We start from the raw sequence: 17070 nt of genomic DNA on the forward strand, positions 1-17070 counted from the left end.
ACCACGACGAGTACCAAGGTGGAATTCAGCGCCGCCACGCCCACCAGCCAACAGGCTAGCATCTGGCAAGCTGAGCAAGGTTGAGTCAGATCAACCTCAATAAATAAACTTTTTCGTTTACTTATTATCCAACCGACAGTACAGTAGCGGACATGAAAACGTCCCTGTTCATCTTCTCCGCTTGCCTGCTGGCCCTGCTTTCCACGATCGGCGCGGCGCTGCCGTATCCGATATTGCCGCCGCTGTTTGCGGCGGGCGCCACCAACGGCTTGAACACCTTCCTCGGCCTGCCGCCCAAGCTGCTGTTCGGCCTGGCACTGACCATCAACCCGATCGGCCTGCTGATCGGCTCCGCCCTGCTCGGCCCGATGTCCGACCGCTACGGCCGCCGTCCGGTACTGCTGATTACCGCGGTCGGCGCCGCCATCGGCCACGCCGTCACCGCCGCCGCGCTGCTGATTGAAAACTACCCGCTGTTCATCATCGCCCGCTTCGTCACCGGCCTGCTGGAAGGCAGCGGCTCGGTGGCCCGCGCGCTGCTGGCCGACCGCCTCGAAGGCGACCTGCGCCGCAAAGCGCTGTCGTGGCTGAACGGCGCCTTCTACATGGGCTGGCTGGCCGGACCGCTGTTGGCCGGCGCCACGCTGCAATTCGGTATCACCACACCGTTCTGGGTCGCCGTCGCCGCGCTGCTGCTGGTGGCCGCGCTGGTCGCCATCACGCTGCCGAAAGAAGCCCCATCCGACGCCACCACCTCCTGGTGGCAAGTGGCGCGTCACCGCCACGCGCTCAACCTGCTGCGCGAGCCGGACCTGCGCAGCCTGTTCATCATCACCCTGGCCTACACCTGCGGCGTCACCGGCTTCTACGAGTTCTACCCGCTGTGGCTGGTGGAAGTGCCGGGCTACGGCGCCCAGGGCATCGCCTGGACCACCGCCGCCATGTGCGCCGTGATGACCGCCACCACCATAGTTGCCGGCCGTCCGTTCCAGGGCGAACCGCTGCTGCGCGCGCGCCGCTATGCGTTTGCCGTGGCCGCCATCATCGCCGCGCTGGCGGCCAGCAACGCCACCTTCGGCATACTGTGCATCGTCCTGTACGGCATTCCACATTCCTTCTACAACGCCATCGTCCCCAACTACTGCGCCGAACGCTTCGGCGGCGCCCACGGCCAGGGCGCGGTGATGGGACTGATTTCCACCACCTTCTGCCTGGCCAACATCATCATGGCGCTGGTCGGCGCGGTGCTGACGCTGATCGACACCCGCCTGATCCTGCTGCTGGGCGCCGCCCTCACCGCCTGGTCGGCCTGGCGCATGCTCAGCTGGCACCACAGCATGCACACGGAGGTGACGGCATGAACACCGCCGACCACACGCTCTTCCTGATCAAGACGCGCGGCCCGCAAACCGCCCAGCAACTGGCTGCGCTGCTGGACCTGACCTCGATGGGCGCCCGCAAGCAACTGGAAGCGTGGCAGGAAAAAGGCATGGTCACCTATGAAGACGTGGCCGACAAGCCGGGCCGGCCGTCGCGCCGCTGGCTGCTCACCGAAGCCGGCCACGCCCGCTTCCCCGACCGCCACGCCGAGCTGACCGTGCAGCTGATCGACCAGGTGCGCAGCCTGTTCGGCAACGCCGGCCTGGAAAAGCTGATCACCTCGCGCGAACAAAACAGCGAACGCGACTACCGCCAGCACCTGGCCGCCGCCCGCAACCTGCCCGAGCGCGTGCAGGCGCTGGCGCAGGCGCGCAGCGCCGAAGGCTATATGGCCGACATCGAAACCCAGGCCGACGGCAGCCTGCTGCTGGTGGAAAACCACTGTCCGATCTGCGCCGCCGCCAAGCAATGCCAGCAATTCTGCCGCTCGGAGCTGGACCTGTTCCAGCGCGTGCTGGGGCCGGATTGCTCGGTCGGTCGCGTGGAGCACATGCTGGCCGGCGCGCGACGTTGCGTGTATGTCATCAAGAAGATATAATAAGAATCGTTCTCATTTCGATTCTTATTAAGGAGTTGTGCATGCCCCGTCACCTGCCCCTGCGTCCCATGTTGCTGGCGCTGTCGATGATTTACACCAGCCACGCCCTGGCCGCCACCGACGATGTCCCTGAAACGCAGTTGCAGACGGTCACCGTGACCGGCGCCTCGGAGCAGGACTCCTACACCGCCCGCGCCACCAAGTCGGCCGGCAAGCTGGAGCTGTCGCTGCGCGAAACGCCGCAATCGATCTCGGTGGTCAGCCGCGCGCTGATGGACGACTTCAAGCTGGACAACATCAACCAGGTGCTGGCCACCACCACCGGCGTCACCGTCGAAAAAGTCGAAACCAGCCGCACCTACTACACCGCACGCGGCTTCGACATCGTCAACTTCCAGTATGACGGCGTCGGCATGCCTGTCGTCTTCGGCAACATCCAGGGCGATCTCGACACCGCGCTGTACGAGCGCATCGACGTGGTGCGCGGCGCCAACGGCCTGATGGCGTCGACCGGCAATCCGTCCGCCACCGTCAACTTCATCCGCAAGCGCCCGACCGTCGGCACCCAGGCCAGCGCCAGCGTCACCGTCGGTTCGTGGAACGACCGCCGCATTGAAGGCGACGTCAGCACCGCGCTGAACGAAAGCGGCACCGTCGCCGGCCGCGCCGTGCTGGTGCACCAGCAAAGCGATTCCTACCTGGACCGCTATTCGCCGAAGAAAGACGTCGCCTACGCCGTGGTCGACGCCCACCTGAGCAAGGACACCCTGCTGACTGTCGGCCACACCTACGAAACCAACCGCGACAAGGGCCCGATGTGGGGCGCGCTGCCGCTGTACTACACCGACGGCACGCCGACCAACTATCCAATCGGCACCAGCACCTCGGCCAAATGGTCGCGCTGGGACACCACCACCAACAGCACCTTCGCCGAGCTGAACCACAACCTCGGCCAGGGCTGGCACGTGCAAGGCACGCTGAACTACATCACCGACAAGTCCGACTCCGACCTGCAGTACGTCTACGGCACCCCGGTCAAGGGCGTGGGTGGCGGCCTGTATGCCTACCCGTCGCAATACGGCGCCGACCAGAAACAGACGCTGGCCGATATCGCGGTGGACGGCAAGTTCACGCTGGGCGGCCGCCAGCACGACCTGGCCTTCGGCTACAGCTGGTCGCGCTCCAAACTGAGCGACTTCTCCAACTACGGCCAGGGCATCGGCACCGAATTGCCGGGCCAGACCGCGTTTGATGGCAGCTATCCGATGCCGACCTTCGACGCCGCCTACGACGGCAGCCACTACGAAGACCGCCGCAACACGGTCTACCTGGCGGCCCGCTTCAACCTGGCCGACGACTGGAAAGTGCTGACCGGCCTGAACAGCACCCGCGCGCGCAGCAGCGGCGAGTCCTACGGCACCAGCAAGTACAAGTCCGCCAGCAAGACCACGCCGTATGTGGGCGTGGTGTATGACATCACCCGCGAGCTGTCGGGCTACGCCAGCCACACGCAGATCTTTAATCCGCAAAGCGAGACCGACGCCAACGGCGTGCCGCTCGATCCGGTCGAAGGCAAGACCACCGAAGCCGGCCTGAAAGCCGCGCTGTTCAACAACAAGCTGAATGTGTCGGGCGCCATCTTCCAGACCAAGCAGGAAAACACCGCCGAGCAGGCCGGCATCATCGGCGCCAAGGCTTACTATCGCGGCATCAATGCCGAATCGAAGGGCTTTGAATTCGACAGCTCGGGCGAACTGGCCAAAGGCTGGGAAGCAAGCGCCGGCCTGACCCGCCTGACCTCGATCAAGGGCGACAACGGCGTCACGGTACGGACCTACGTGCCGCGCACCACGCTGCGCGCCAACACCACCTACCGCCTGCCGGCCGAGCCGAAGCTGAAAGTGGGCGCCACGCTGGCGTGGCAGAGCGAGACCTCGACTGACCAGGAGCCGGGCATCCGCACCGTACAGCCATCGTACGCCACGCTGGGCCTGATGGCGCGCTACGAAATCGACAAGCACCTGTCGCTGTCGCTCAACCTGAACAACGTCACCGACAAGAAGTATCTGACCAGCCTGTATTGGACGCAGTCGCTGTATGCGGCGCCGCGCAACGGCAGCGCCACGCTGAGCTGGACCTACTAAGCGGCTTCAATGACTGGCGCAACTAGCAGCTGCGCCAGTTGTTCCGGCGGCAGCGGGCGGCTGAACAGATAGCCCTGCATCTCGTCGCAGCCGTTCTCGCGCAGGAAGCTGCGCTGCTGTTCGGTCTCCACGCCTTCCGCAATCACACGCAGCTTGAGGCGGTGCGCCAGCCCGATGATGGAACTGGCAATCGCCTCGTCGCCGCTGCTGCGTCCCAGATCCCGCACGAACGACTTGTCGATCTTCAGCGTCGAAATCGGGAACGACTTCAGCGCCGACAGGCTGGAATAGCCGGTGCCGAAATCGTCGATCGACAGCGACACGCCCATGGCCCGCACCGCCGCCATCTTGGCCACGGCCTGCTGCAAGTCGCGCATGATGACGCCTTCCGTCACTTCCAGTTCCAGCCATTCCGCCGCCAGGCCGCTGTCGGCCAGCGCGCGCTGCACGCGCTCCACCAGTTGCGGATCTTCGAACTGGCGCGGCGAGACGTTGACCGAAATCCGCAGCGGCGCCAAGCCGGCACGCTGCCAGGCGCGGTTCTGCGCGCAGGCGCTGCGCAATACCCAGTCGCCCAGCGCGATGATCATGCCGCTTTCCTCGGCCAGCGGAATAAAGCGGTCCGGCCCGATCACGCCATGCTCGGGATGGTCCCAGCGCACCAGCGCCTCGACGCCGAACACGCGGCCGGTGCGCAGGTCCACCTTGGGCTGGTACACCAGGCGGAACTGGCCGTCATCCAGCGCGCAGCGCAAGCCTTCCAGCAGCACCAGCTTTTCCTCGATGCTGGCGTTCATCTCGCGGGTGTAGAACTGGATGTTGTTCTTGCCCAGTTCCTTGGCGCGGTACATGGCGGCATCGGCGTTCATCAGCAGCGTGCCGGCGTCGCCGCCATCGTTCGGATACACGGCAACGCCAATGCTGCAACTGACCTGCACTTCCTGACCACTGACGCTGATCGATTTCAGCACCGCCTCGCGCACCCGCTCCAGCACCGGCGCCGCATCGATCACCGATGCCGGTTCGTCCAACAGCAGCACGAATTCGTCGCCGCCGAAGCGGCCGACGGTATCGCTGGCGCGCAGGCAGCCGGACATGCGCTCGGCCACCACCTTCAGCAGTTCGTCGCCGGCGTTGTGGCCCAGGCCATCGTTGACCAGCTTGAAACCATCCAGATCGATAAACGCCACCAGCACCGCACCGCCGTTGCGGCGAGCCTGGGCGATGGTGTGCTCCAGCCGGTCGGAGATCAGGCTGCGATTCGGCAGGCCGGTCAGCGTATCGTGGTGGGCCAGGTGCAGCATGCGTTCCTCGGCCGCCTTGCGCTCCGAGATGTCACGCACAATCGCCACGATCCCGCCCTGCACCGCCACCACCTGCTGGTGCAGCCAGCGCGCGCGCAATTGCGGCACGGTGTTCTGCCATTCCTGTTCGTGCATGCCGCCGACGGCGATCACTTCGCTCAGGCCCTTCAACATGCCGTTGCCGCGCGCCGCCGGTATCAGCTGGCACAAGGTGGTTCTGCACAGGTCTTGCTTGCTGGTGCCGGTCATCTGCGCGGCGCGGATATTGGCGTCGACGATCTTGAAGTCGACGATCACGCCATCGCTGTTGCGCACTTCGCGCATGACGAAGAACGCATCCATGCTGGCCTCCGACGCCGCCGCATAGGTTTCCTGCGCGCGCCGCATGCGGGCACGCGCACGCGCGCCTTGCCAGGACCACAGCCAGGCCAGCACGGTGAACACCAGCAGGCCGGCGCTGAGCGTGGTGGCCTCCCACAGTTTTTCGCGGCGCTGACGCTCGAAGCCAGCCATCAGTTCCTGCTCGTCCAGCCCCACCAGCACATTCAGCGCGATGCCATGCAGTTCGCTCATGCCGCTGTATTTGCCGCCGATCTGGTTTTCGATTTCGCCATCGGCGGTGCCGAGGCGCTGGCCGAAGGACATCTTGTCGCCGGTGCGCAGCGCCCGCACCACGCCGTCCGATCCCACCAATCCGAGCATACCGCGCTCACCCAGCCGGCTGCGCTCATAGCTGCTGGTGAAATAGGCCGGATCCGTTTCGACGATGACGATGCCGGCGAAATTACCGTCCACATCATCCAGCCGGCGCGTGAAGTGCAAATGCCATTCGCTGTTGGCGGCGTCGCGCAGCACCGGGCTGACGAAAGTGGCGCCGCTGTCGCGCTCCTGGTGGAACTTGAAATAGCCCTGGTCGGCGACAGAGATCGACAGCGCGCGCGGATTGCTGGCCACCGTCACGCCGTTGCGGTCGACGATGCTGACCACGAACACCACGCCCGGCGGCAGCAGGCCTTCGCGGCCCAGCTCCGGCAAGGCGCCCAGTGGCCCCTTGCGCTCCACCGCATACTTCAGCATGCGCAAGGTCTGGTCGATGCCGTCAATGCTGCGCGCCACCTGGGCTTCGTAAGTGCCCAGCATTTCGTGCAGCGAGTCGGCGGCGGCGTCCTGCGCGTGCTGGCGTTCGGCGTCGATCTCGTGGAAGGTCACCAGCCAGATCGCCACCAGCAGCAGCAAGGCAAACAGCGGCAGTGACACATGGGTGTCGAGTCCACGGCGCAGCCAGCGCGCGCGCAGGGTTTCCTTGGCAGAGTTCATTGCGTCACCTGTAGGGCTTTGACGCTGGCATCCAGCGCCGACTTGTCGATGTAGGCGATCATGGCCGGATTGTCGGCCACCAGCTTGCGCGCGGCGACGCTGTTGGCCAGTTCGCGTGGCGGCTGGCCACGTCCGGTGAACACCATCTTGGTCCAATAAGCTTTCATCAGCGCCGGCGTGCGGTCTGCCACCGTGGCGTAGAAGTCGTTGCGCAGCGGGCTGCCCAGCGGCAGGTCGAGCGCCACCGCCTCGGCGCCGCCGGGGAAACGGCCGCTCTGGCCGAGGAAGATCGCCGCCACCTGGTCGGCGCGCAGCGCGCTGAGCGGATTGCGGGCGGACACCACCACCACGAAATCGGCGGCGCCGGCCATGCCGCTACACAGCAGGCACACCACAAGACACCAGCGCAGACGGGAAAGGAGCGTCGCCATGGTCAGAACACGAAATCCACAGCGGCGCTGAACAGCGACACCGGCTGGCCGGCGCGGAAGCCCGGCTGTACGTTGATGAAGGTGCCGGTCGAACCCTGTTGCGGCAGGATGCGGTCGTATTGCAGCTTGAGCGCGTAACCGGAATGGAAGTCCCAGCGCACGCCGGCGCTAACAGTGCTCTGGCGTGCGATCGCCGCCAGCAGCTGATTCAGGCCGCCGTTCAGTTGCGCGCCGGCCGCCATGCGCTGCCTCGGCTGGCCGGCCAGGTCCAGGCCCGCCACGCTGTTCGGCACATTCGGGCGCGATACCGCATAGATCACGTACGGCGTCAGGTCGTGGTAGCGATAGCCGGCGCTCAGGTAGGCGGCGGTTTTGTCGCCTAGATAGGAGTGGGCGTTCATGCGCGCGATCTCGCCCATGGCGAACCAGCGGCCCGGATCATAGTTGAAGCCCAGCGTAGCGACATAGGCGTGCTTGGGATCGAGCTCGTACTGCTCGGCCAGCGCCTCGCCTTGATCATCGAACTGGCGCAGGCCATCAAACAAGGGACGGGCGATGTCCACGCTCAGATCCGCGCGCAGTGCGCTGGCGCGCAAGGTCAGCGCGCCGGCCGTGGTGGTATGCGACACACCGGTCAGGCCGTGCGCCCGCGCCCGCGCGACCGGTGTCACCGGAATGTCGGTGCGGCCGTAAAAGAACTGCGTGACGTGATTGGCGGCGCCGGTCTGCCAGCGGTAGCTCAGATCCACGCCGTCGCTGCTGGACAGCGGAATCGTGCCATACAACTCCACCGGCGGCCGCACCCACGGCAGCGCGTAGCCGGCCTTGCGGTAATCGCCGGCCAGGAACAGCGGCAGTGTAATGCGGCCGGCGCGCAGGCTCAGGTCCGGCGTGGCGCGGTACTGCACATACGCCCACTCCACCGCAGGCGCGTAGCCGTTGCGCAGCGTGCGCTCGGACACCAGTTGCACCACCGCCGACCAGTCGCGATTGAGGTGCACGCCGGCCTGCACGCCGGCGCGGCTGTCCACCGTCGCGCCCCACTGCCGGCTATAACCGACCGCGCCCGGACTGAGGTAATTGGCGGTAAAGTCGGCCTGGTCGCCATTGCTGCGCGCCACACCCAGCGTGCCGAAACCGCCGAAGGTCCAATGCAGACCATCCTCCTCCGCCACACTCACGGTCGCGGACTCGCCTGCCAGGGCTGCACAGCAGCTCAGCATCAGCACAGCGGCCGTGGCGGTCACGGAGGCTGGTGGTTTCGGCGCGAGGTTTACGGTCATACGGTTCCTGTCATCTGCATCGGCAACCCCACCGTCATGGCGCGCACACGCGAGCGCGGACTGCGCTGGGCGGCGTCTGTTCTTGAGACTGAATGGGAAGATTGTTCGGCGTCAGGCCGGCTATGGAAGCCGCTAGGGACGCGCGAGGCACAAGGCTGGGGTGCCGATCCGACGAATTATTCGGATAGATGAACTTTATACCGCTTTCATGAAACTGTCGATGCCTTAAGGCAACATATATCGACAATTCTCTCCAAAACTCACATATTGGCGTAATATATTGGCAATTGAGATATCAAAATGATGACGGATAGCTTGCACTATCCGCCATCTTATCCTTGCGCTAATGCGAGGATCAGCTTGTCGATACTGTATGGCTTCAACAGCAATTGCGCGCGCTCCAGCGGCGCGTTGGGATGCTGGCCGCTGGCGTAGATGATGCGCAGTTCCGGATGCGCGGCGCGCGCCTTGGCCGCCAATACTTCGCCCGACATATCGGGCAGCGAGATATCGGTCAGCATGACGTCGACCGGATGCGCGGCCAGCAGCGCCAGTGCACTGGCGGCATCGCCAGCCGCATGCACCTGATGGCCGAGCAGTTCCAGCAGCTCGGCGGTGGTGTCGCGCAGCTCCGGCTCGTCCTCCACCAGCAGGATGCGGTTGACGCCCGCCCGCGCCGGTTCCGTCGGCGCCGGCAGCGGCGCCGCCAGTTCCGCCGTCACCTGCAATTGCTGCTGGCGATTGCCCAGCACATGGCGGATCTTGCGCGCCAGCGCTTCCCGCGTGTAGGGCTTGCCCAGCAAGTCGACGCCGGCGTCGAGCCGGCCGCCGTGGACGATGGCGTTCTCGGTATAGCCGGAGGTGAACAGCACCGCCATGCCAGGCTGCCGCTCGCGCGCCTTGCGCGCCAGGTCCGGACTGCGCAACGGACCAGGCATCACCACGTCGGTGAACAGCAGGTCGATCTGCATGCCGCTGTCGATGATGCTGAGCGCACTGGTGGCGTCGCCGGCCTTCAGCACCTGGTAACCCAGTTCGCTCAACAGCTCGACCACGGTGGCGCGCACGCCCTCGTCGTCCTCCGCCACCAGAATGGTCTCCTTGCCGCCGATGATGGCGCGGGTTTCCGGCGGCAGCGGCGCATCCTCGGCCTCCGTGGAGCGCGGCAGGTACAGCTTGACGGTGGTGCCGTTACCCAGCTCACTGTAGATCTTCACATGCCCGCCCGACTGGCGCGCAAAGCCGTACACCATCGACAGCCCGAGGCCACTGCCCTTGCCTTCCGGCTTGGTGGAGAAGAAAGGATCGAAGGCTTGTTCCAGCACTTCCGGCGTCATGCCGGTACCGGTGTCGCTGACGGCGATCATCACGTACTGGCCGGGATGCAGCTCCGGATGCGCCAGCGCGTAGGCATCGTCCAGATAGGCGTTGCCGACTTCAATCGTCAGCTTGCCGGCGCCGTCCATCGCATCGCGCGCATTGATGCACAGGTTGAGCACCGCGTTTTCCACCTGTGTGGTATCGACCAGCGTATTCCACAAGCCGCCGGAAATCACCATCTCGACCTCGATCTCCTCGCCCAGACTGCGGCGCAGCATGTCTTCCATGCCGGCGATGAAGCGGCCGATCTTGACCACGCGCGGATCGAGCGCCTGGCGGCGACCGAAGGCCAGCAGGTAGCTGGCCAGCCGCGCACCGCGCGTGACGCCGGCCAGCGCGTTGTCCAGCCGCCGCTCGGCGCGCGCATTGCCGGCCACGTCGCCGGCCAGCAGTTGCAGGTTGCCGGAGATGACCTGCAACAGATTGTTAAAGTCATGCGCCACGCCGCCGGTCAGTTTGCCGATGGCTTCCATTTTCTGCGACTGCTGGAGCGCGGCGGCGGTGCGCTTCATCTCTTCCGCCGCGGCCCGTTCCGCCGTCATGTCGCGGCCCACGGCGTGCACAAAGCGCGCGTCCGGGGCCGCCGTCCACGCCAGGATGGCATAGCCGCCGCCCTTGCGCTGCGTGCGGTTCTCGAATTTGAAGGTGACAGCGCCGCTGGCCAGCGACGCCATTTCCGCCTTGGACGCGTCCAGGTCATCGCGATGGATCAGGGTGTACACCGAGGTGCCCACCACTTCGGCCGGCTCCCAGCCCAGCAGGCGGGTAAAGGCCGGGTTGATAGCTTTGACCCAGCCTTCCAGGTCCGTCACCATCATCACGTCGGTGGAATATTGCCACATGCGGTCGCGCTCTGCGGTGCGCTCGGCCACCTGCCGTTGCAACATGGCGGCGGTCGATTTCTGGTCCTGGATGTCGGTATTGGTGCCGACCCAGCGCTGCACCACGCCTTGCGCGTCGACGATGGGCTGCGCGCGCACCAGGTGCCAGCGCCAGTCGCCATCGGCGCGGCGGATGCGGAATTCGGTTTCATAGGTCTGGGCAGCGGCAATCGCAGCAAACCATAAATCGCCGGCGGCGTCGCGGTCGTCGTCATGCACCATCTGGCGCCAGCGCTCGCGGTCCATCTCTCCCGCCGGCGTGCCGGTATAGCGATACACCTGATCGTTGAACCAGTCGACGATGCCGTCGGCGCTGGAAGTCCACACCTGGTTAGGCATGGTCTGGGCCAGCGTGCGGAAGGTGTTCTCACTAGCGCGCAGACGCTCACTCTCCTCCTGCAGCGCGCGCTCCGCCTTGACCTTGGCCGATGTCTCGATGACGATCGCCATCACGCCGACCGGCACGCCCGCCTCGTCAAGGATCGGCGAGTAGTCGAGATTCATCCATACCTGTTCCGGCTTGCCGGAGCGGTGGAGCGTCAGCTCCTGGTCGACGTAAGCCAGCGTGTCGCCGGCCAGCCCCACCTTCAGCACATGGTCGTTGAAGTCGGCCACCTCGGCCCAGCCCTCGCGCACATTGGTGCCCAGCAGCTGTGGGTGACGGCCGCCGGCAAACAGCGAATAAGCGTCGTTATAAATCATCACCCCCGGCTCGCCCCACAGCGTGACGATCGGCACCGGCGAGCGCAAAATCAACGCCACCGTAGTTTGCAGCGATTGCGGCCAGCCGGCCATCGGCCCCAGCGCAGTCTGGCTCCAGTCGTAGGCAGCGATGATGTGCGCGAGTTGGCCGCCGCCTTGCAGGAATGGTGGAGTCACAGGGAAAACAGGAATAAATAAGGTTGCTGGATTATAGCTTTGTCTAATACAGAAAAAACGCACACTGCTGCAATCGTGCATTGCTAACAAAATAAATTTCAGCTAACATGGTGAGAATAGGAATCATTATCATATAGAGACACATGGATATCCCTCAAGAATTGCGCAAACTCGGCTTGAAAGCCACCCTGCCCCGGTTACGCATCCTGCAATTGTTCCAGGAATCGAAGAGCAAGCACCTGAGCGCGGACGATGTGTATCGCCTGCTACACGATGAAAATATCGACATGGGCCTGGCCACGGTCTACCGCGTGCTGATGCAGTTTGCCGATGCCGGCATCCTGATTCGCCGCCATTTCGAGTCGGTGGCGTCGGTGTTTGAACTGAACGAAGGCGGCCACCACGACCACCTGATCTGCACCAACTGCGGCAAGATGGAAGAATTCCTCGACGCCGAAATCGAGCAGCGTCAGGAGGCCGTGGCGGCGGAGCGCAACTTCGTGCTGCACGAGCACTCGCTGTCGCTGTACGGCTTTTGCGGCGACTGCGCCGCCAGCATCAAGCCGATGGGCGCCAAGAAGCTGCGGCGTTCCTGAACAGCTCTTCCACAAAGTCGACAAACACCTTGATTTTGGCGGCGCGCTGATGGCGCTGCGGGTACAGCACAGACACGTCCGGCCCGGCCGCCTGCCACGGCTCCAGCAACGGCGCCAGCGCGCCGCTGCGCAGCGGCGCAATCAGCGACACCGTCAGATGCTGCACCACGCCGCCGCCCTGCACCGCCATGGCGATCAGCGAATCCACATGGTCCATCGCCACCACGCCGCGCGGCGTGGCAGTGAACGGCTGGCCGTCCTGCTGGAAGGCCCATGGCCGGATCTGGCGCGCCTTCGGATAAACAAAGTTCAGGCATGGCAGGCGGTCCAGGTCATCCGGATGCTGCGGCTGGCCGTGCTGCGCGATGAACGACGGCGCGGCGGCGCAGATATAGCGGTTGCTGAAAATACTGCGGCCGATCAGCGCGGAATCCGCCAGCTCGCCGATGCGCAGCATCACATCCACGCCCTCATCCACCATGTCGATCAGGCGATCGCTGGCCGTCAGGCGCACGCTCAGTTCCGGATAGGCGGCCAGGAAGCGCGGCAGGGCCGGCGCCACGTAGCCCTGCGCCAGGATGCCCGGCATGTCGACCCGCAGGCTGCCGCGCGGTTCGTGCAGTGCGTCGCTCAGGTTAGATTCCAGATCGTCCATCTCGTCCAGCAGGCGGCGCGCCTGTTCGATGCAGCGGCGGCCTTCGTCCGTCAGCGACATGCTGCGCGTGGTGCGGTTCAGCAGCCGGACGCCGAAATGCGTCTCCAGCAGGCCGATTTGATGCGTGACTGACGAAGTGGAGATCCCCAGCTTGGCCGCCGCGCGGCTGAAGCCTCCCTCATCGACCACGGCGCAAAACACCTTCAACGCATCCAGCCTGTCCATCCGTTTTCTCCTTGATTATTCGCGATTGCGGGATACTGCGTCCCAGCTTGCCCTGTTTTTCCCACCACGCGGCTGCGTCAGAATGACTCCATCATCCAACGACAGGAGTCATCATGCAAGCCATCGTTTTGAATACCTTCGGCACCCCGCTCACCCAACAGGATATCGCGCGTCCCGCCGCCGGCCCTGGCCAGGTGCTGGTGAAGGTGCACGCCAGCGGCGTCAATCCGCTCGACACCAAAATCGCCGCCGGCAAGGCCGATCATGCGCGCGCCGTGCTGCCGGCGGTGCTGGGCATCGACCTGGCCGGCGTGGTCGATAGCGTCGGCGACGGCGTGCAAGGCTTCGTGCCGGGCGATCGCGTCTACGGCATGACCGGTGGCGTCGGCGGCGTGGCCGGTTCGCTGGCCGACTACGCGGCGGTGGATGCGCGCCTGCTGGCCCGCATGCCGGAACAGCTGCCGATGCGCGATGCCGCCGCGCTGCCGCTGATCTTTATCACTGCATGGGAAGGTCTGGTGGACCGCGCCCGCGTCAGCGCTGGCAAAACAGTGCTGGTGCAAGGCGGCGCCGGTGGCGTCGGCCACATGGCGGTGCAACTGGCGGTGGCGCATGGCGCGCAGGTGTATGCCACCGGAAGCACCGGCCAGCGCGCTGTCATCGAAAGCCTGGGCGCCGTCTTCATCGACCGCGACACGCCGGTTGAGGACTACGTACAGCAGCACACCGGCGGCGAAGGCTTCGACATCGTCTACGACACCGTCGGCGGCGCCGTGCTGGACGCCTCGTTCCGCGCCGCGCGCCGCTATCATGGCCATGTGGTGAGCTGTCTTGGTTGGGGCACGCATGCGCTGGCGCCGCTGTCGTTCCGCGCCGCCACCTACTCCGGCGTGTTCACGCTGCTGCCGCTGATCAGCGGTGAAGGCCGCGCCCACCATGGCGACATCATGCGCGAAGCCAGCGTGGTGGCCGCCGCCGGCAAACTGAAAGTGCTGCTAGACCCGACGCGCTACACGCTGACGGCGGACAGCGTCAGCGCCGCCCATCGCGCCCTCGGCGAAGGCACGGCCAAAGGCAAAGTGGTGGTCGAGCTTACGGTATAAGCGTATCCGCCTCGCCGAAGGAAGCCGGCGGTGCGAACTGCATGCCCGGATTGGCGAACATCTTGACCGGTTTGGAGCGGTCATCCTTGATGTAGCCAAACTGCCCCGGATCGTAACGGAACTCGCCGGCGCTGTTGACGATGGAGATGCCGCCGGCGCTGACATGCACATGCAGGCCCGGCTCCAGGCCGGACACCGGCGCCGTCAGGTACTCCAGGAAGAAGGTGGTACCGCGAATGCCGATGGTGGCGCTAGGCGTTTTGACCGCAAACTTTTCCTTGCTGCGCTTACCCAGCAAGCCGGTCACCGAACGCAAACCGCCTTTCACCAGCGTGAAGTCGGCGCGGTCGCTTTCCGGCTTGGTGCTGTCGAACGAGAACTGGTCGACCACCACCGTGGTCCCCGGCTTCAGCGTCAACTCGCTGTTATCGATGAAGCGCACCAGCGCGTAGGCGCCGGCGGCGGTGACCAGCGTATCGCCGCTCTCCACCTCCGACTTGGCCTGCAAGGCCTTGACCGCGCCAGACGGCGAACGCGCGCTCATCGCGCCACTCACCTGCACCACCACGCCCGCCACCTGCGCCGCCATGGCGCAAGTAGCAGCGCCCCACAGCAGCAACGCCACCAGTATTCGCATACGACACCTGTACAAGATATGAACAGGCGGTTTTATACCACGGATGCCGGCTCGTGGAACGGATAATCGGTGTAGCCCACATGCGTGCCGCCCCAAAATGCCGAGCGGTCGTAGGCGTTCAACGGCAAACGGTGCTTCAGGCGATATGGCAGGTCCGGATTGGAAGCGAAGAAGCGGCCGAAGGCAACCAGGTCGGCATCGCCCTTGCGCAGCACCGCCTCGGCGCCCTCGCCATCGAATCCGCCGGCCGCGATAATGGCGCCGCTGAATACTTTGCGCAGCATCTCGGCAGCCACCGGCGGGCGATCATCCAGCGTCTCCACACCTTTGACGCGCGGCTCGATGATGTGCAGATAAGCCAGGCCAAAATTATCCAGCGCGCGCGCGGCATGGCTGAAGGTCGCCTGCGGATCGGAATCCGACACCGATCCCCACTGCCCGCTCGGCGACAGGCGCACGCCAACCCTGTCCGCGCCCCACACCGACACCAGCACTTCCGCCAGCTCCAGCATCAAGCGCGCCCGCTTGGCGATGCTGCCGCCATAGGCATCGGTGCGCAGGTTGGTGCCGTCCTGCAGGAAGGTATCCACCAGATAGCCGTTGGCGGCGTGCAGTTCGACGCCATCCAGTCCCGCCGCCTTGGCGCGTTCGGCGGCGCGGCGATAGTAACCGATCACGCGCTGGATTTCCTCCACATCGATGGCGCGATGCGGCGAGGCCGGCACCCAGCCGTCCTGCGTCAGCACGTCGGTCTCGAACGGCACCACCGACGGTGCGATCGGCAGCGGACCGCCTGTCAGGTCAACGTGCGACTGGCGGCCATCATGCCCAAGCTGCATGAACAGCAGGCCACCCTTGTCATGCACCGCATCGGCGATCTTGCGCCAGCCGGGAATGTGGTGATCCTCATAGATCCCCGGCGCACCCAGATAGCCACGGCTGTCGCACGAAACGTGCGTGGATTCCGTAATGATCAAACCTCCGGCCGACGCCCGTTGACGGTAATACTCCACCATCAATTCACTCGGGCTGTCGTCGGCGTTGGCGCGCAGGCGCGTGGTCGGTGCATGTACCACGCGATGCGACAAGGCACGGCCGCTGAAGCGCAGTGGCGTAAATAATTTATCCATTTACGCTGCCAGCGACTCGGGTTGATAGAACGGATAGTCGGTATAGCCCACTGCCGTGCCGCCGAAGAAGCTAGGACGGTCGTAGTCGTTCAACGGCCAGCCGTTGCGCAGGCGTGCTGGCAGGTCCGGGTTGGCGATGAAGTGGCGGCCGAATGCCACCAGGTCGGCGTCGCCCGCTTGCAGGATCGCTTCGGCCGCCGCGCCGTCAAAGCCGCCAGCGGCGATGATCGTGCCGGCGTAATGCTTGCGGATCAGTTGCGCGGCCACCGGCGCCTGGTTCTTGCTCTCGTCCTCGATATTGCCGGCGATGCGCGGCTCGATCAGGTGCAGGTAAGCCAGCTTCAGGCCAGCCAGCTGCTGCGCCACGTAGGTGAACAGGCCTTCCGGATCGCGGTCCGACATATCGCCCCAATTGCCGCTTGGGCCGATGCGCACCGCCACCTTGTCGCTGCCCCAGACCGAAATCACGGCACGGGTGGCGTCCAGCAGGAAGCGCGCGCGGTTCTCGAAAGAGCCGCCGTAGATATCGGTGCGCTTGTTGCTACCGTCCTGCAGGAACTGGTCGAACAGATAGCCGTTGGCCGCGTGCAGCTCGACGCCATCGAAGCCGGCCTCTTTGCCGCGTGCCGCCGCCTGGCGGAAGTTCTCCACCAGGCCTTCGATTTCCGCAATGGTCAGTGCGCGGTTGGGCGTATTGGCCACCCAGCCTTCCGTGGTATAGGCCACGCCGCCGTGCGGCACTTCCGACGGCCCGACCGGAATGCTGCCGGCCGGTTGCACATCCTTGTTGGACTGGCGGCCGGCGTGGTACAGCTGCAAAAAGATCTTGCCGCCCCTGGCTTGCACGGCGTCGGTGACCTGCTTCCAGCCGGCGATCTGGCTGTCTTCATATAGGCCCGGTGCGCCGAGGTAGCCGTTGCCGTTTTCGGCGGCGATGGTCGCTTCGCCGATCAGGAAGCCGCCCGGCGAGGTGCGCTGAGCATAGTATTCCGCCATCAGCGCGCCAGGGCGGGCGCCAGCTTCGGCGCGCATGCGGGTCAGCGGCGCCAGCACCACGCGGTGGTTGAAAGTGTAAGGGCCTACGGTAACTGCGGACATCAGCTTGTTCATGATTTTCTCCAGTGAGA

Annotated in this window: 13 protein-coding genes; 5 read left to right on the forward strand and 8 right to left on the reverse strand. The window is 65.1% G+C overall.

Translation table 11 applies throughout. The features are described 5' to 3' along the window. The first annotated feature begins 152 nt into the window (after positions 1 to 152). From GTP69_RS19025 to GTP69_RS19035, 3 genes are read left to right on the forward strand one after another with little or no spacing between them, the layout of a single operon-like run. A complete protein-coding gene (locus GTP69_RS19025) occupies positions 153 to 1361 on the forward strand; it encodes an MFS transporter (protein ID WP_161056329.1) in 1209 nt (402 codons plus the stop codon). Next, positions 1358 to 1978: a helix-turn-helix transcriptional regulator gene (locus GTP69_RS19030; protein ID WP_161056330.1), complete on the forward strand. Its 621-nt coding sequence runs from the start codon at positions 1358 to 1360 to the stop codon at positions 1976 to 1978. The genes GTP69_RS19025 and GTP69_RS19030 overlap by 4 nt, the downstream gene beginning before the upstream one ends. Before the next feature lie 41 nt (positions 1979 to 2019). Then, on the forward strand, positions 2020 to 4122 hold the full coding sequence (locus tag GTP69_RS19035) for a TonB-dependent siderophore receptor (protein ID WP_229261045.1): 2103 nt from the start codon (positions 2020 to 2022) through the stop codon (positions 4120 to 4122). Here the strand turns inward: GTP69_RS19035 and GTP69_RS19040 are convergent. From GTP69_RS19040 to GTP69_RS19055, 4 genes are all read right to left on the reverse strand, one after another. Then, the gene (locus GTP69_RS19040; protein ID WP_161056331.1) at positions 4119 to 6743 is read right to left on the reverse strand and encodes a bifunctional diguanylate cyclase/phosphodiesterase; all 2625 of its coding nucleotides are present in this window, start codon (positions 6741 to 6743) and stop codon (positions 4119 to 4121) included. The genes GTP69_RS19035 and GTP69_RS19040 overlap by 4 nt on opposite strands. Then, positions 6740 to 7174, reverse strand: coding sequence for a phosphate ABC transporter substrate-binding protein (locus tag GTP69_RS19045; protein ID WP_161056332.1), 435 nt, complete (start codon positions 7172 to 7174; stop codon positions 6740 to 6742). Before GTP69_RS19045 ends, GTP69_RS19040 begins: the two co-directional genes overlap by 4 nt. Before the next feature lie 2 nt (positions 7175 to 7176). Further along, positions 7177 to 8457: a hypothetical protein gene (locus GTP69_RS19050; RefSeq protein ID WP_161056333.1), complete on the reverse strand. Its 1281-nt coding sequence runs from the start codon at positions 8455 to 8457 to the stop codon at positions 7177 to 7179. Between the two features lie 332 nt (positions 8458 to 8789). Further along, entirely contained in the window at positions 8790 to 11597 is a 2808-nt protein-coding gene (locus tag GTP69_RS19055; RefSeq protein WP_371868023.1) for a PAS domain S-box protein, read from the reverse strand. Positions 11598 to 11740: 143 nt separating this feature from the next. On the opposite strand from GTP69_RS19055, the gene fur reads away from it, so the two are divergent. Further along, positions 11741 to 12193 carry a ferric iron uptake transcriptional regulator gene (gene fur / locus GTP69_RS19060; protein ID WP_110848242.1) on the forward strand — a complete coding sequence of 151 codons (453 nt, stop codon included), beginning with the start codon at positions 11741 to 11743 and terminating at the stop codon, positions 12191 to 12193. On the opposite strand, the gene GTP69_RS19065 is transcribed toward fur, so the two are convergent. Continuing rightward, positions 12156 to 13073, reverse strand: a complete 918-nt coding sequence (locus GTP69_RS19065; RefSeq protein WP_161056334.1) for a LysR family transcriptional regulator — start codon at positions 13071 to 13073, stop codon at positions 12156 to 12158. The genes fur and GTP69_RS19065 overlap by 38 nt on opposite strands. A gap of 113 nt (positions 13074 to 13186) precedes the next feature. Between GTP69_RS19065 and GTP69_RS19070 the strand changes: the two genes are divergently transcribed. After that, a complete protein-coding gene (locus GTP69_RS19070; protein ID WP_161056335.1) occupies positions 13187 to 14176 on the forward strand; it encodes a zinc-dependent alcohol dehydrogenase family protein in 990 nt (329 codons plus the stop codon). On the opposite strand, the gene GTP69_RS19075 is transcribed toward GTP69_RS19070, so the two are convergent. From GTP69_RS19075 to GTP69_RS19085, 3 genes are read right to left on the reverse strand one after another with little or no spacing between them, the layout of a single operon-like run. Next, the gene (locus tag GTP69_RS19075; protein ID WP_202424483.1) at positions 14166 to 14813 is read right to left on the reverse strand and encodes a FecR family protein; all 648 of its coding nucleotides are present in this window, start codon (positions 14811 to 14813) and stop codon (positions 14166 to 14168) included. The two genes, GTP69_RS19070 and GTP69_RS19075, sit on opposite strands and share 11 nt — an antisense overlap. Positions 14814 to 14845: 32 nt before the next feature. Beyond that, entirely contained in the window at positions 14846 to 15943 is a 1098-nt protein-coding gene (locus GTP69_RS19080) for an alkene reductase (RefSeq protein WP_161056336.1), read from the reverse strand. Then, on the reverse strand, positions 15944 to 17053 hold the full coding sequence (locus tag GTP69_RS19085) for an alkene reductase (protein WP_161056337.1): 1110 nt from the start codon (positions 17051 to 17053) through the stop codon (positions 15944 to 15946). Positions 17054 to 17070: the final 17 nt, after the last annotated feature.

This window comes from Duganella levis, from assembly GCF_009857605.1.
GTDB classification, from domain to species: domain Bacteria; phylum Pseudomonadota; class Gammaproteobacteria; order Burkholderiales; family Burkholderiaceae_D; genus Rugamonas; species Rugamonas levis.

Excerpts from the sequence above, each read along its gene's own strand:
- GTP69_RS19045 (WP_161056332.1), bottom strand. The coding sequence starts at position 7,174 with ATGGCGACGCTCCTTTCCCGTCTGCGCTGGTGTCTTGTGGTGTGCCTG.
- GTP69_RS19035 (WP_229261045.1), top strand. The coding sequence starts at position 2,020 with ATGCCCCGTCACCTGCCCCTGCGTCCCATGTTGCTGGCGCTGTCGATG.
- fur (WP_110848242.1), top strand. The coding sequence starts at position 11,741 with ATGGATATCCCTCAAGAATTGCGCAAACTCGGCTTGAAAGCCACCCTG.
- GTP69_RS19030 (WP_161056330.1), top strand. The coding sequence starts at position 1,358 with ATGAACACCGCCGACCACACGCTCTTCCTGATCAAGACGCGCGGCCCG.
- GTP69_RS19080 (WP_161056336.1), bottom strand. The coding sequence starts at position 15,943 with ATGGATAAATTATTTACGCCACTGCGCTTCAGCGGCCGTGCCTTGTCG.
- GTP69_RS19065 (WP_161056334.1), bottom strand. The coding sequence starts at position 13,073 with ATGGACAGGCTGGATGCGTTGAAGGTGTTTTGCGCCGTGGTCGATGAG.
- GTP69_RS19085 (WP_161056337.1), bottom strand. The coding sequence starts at position 17,053 with ATGAACAAGCTGATGTCCGCAGTTACCGTAGGCCCTTACACTTTCAAC.
- GTP69_RS19050 (WP_161056333.1), bottom strand. The coding sequence starts at position 8,457 with ATGACCGTAAACCTCGCGCCGAAACCACCAGCCTCCGTGACCGCCACG.
- GTP69_RS19040 (WP_161056331.1), bottom strand. The coding sequence starts at position 6,743 with ATGAACTCTGCCAAGGAAACCCTGCGCGCGCGCTGGCTGCGCCGTGGA.
- GTP69_RS19075 (WP_202424483.1), bottom strand. The coding sequence starts at position 14,813 with ATGCGAATACTGGTGGCGTTGCTGCTGTGGGGCGCTGCTACTTGCGCC.
- GTP69_RS19025 (WP_161056329.1), top strand. The coding sequence starts at position 153 with ATGAAAACGTCCCTGTTCATCTTCTCCGCTTGCCTGCTGGCCCTGCTT.
- GTP69_RS19070 (WP_161056335.1), top strand. The coding sequence starts at position 13,187 with ATGCAAGCCATCGTTTTGAATACCTTCGGCACCCCGCTCACCCAACAG.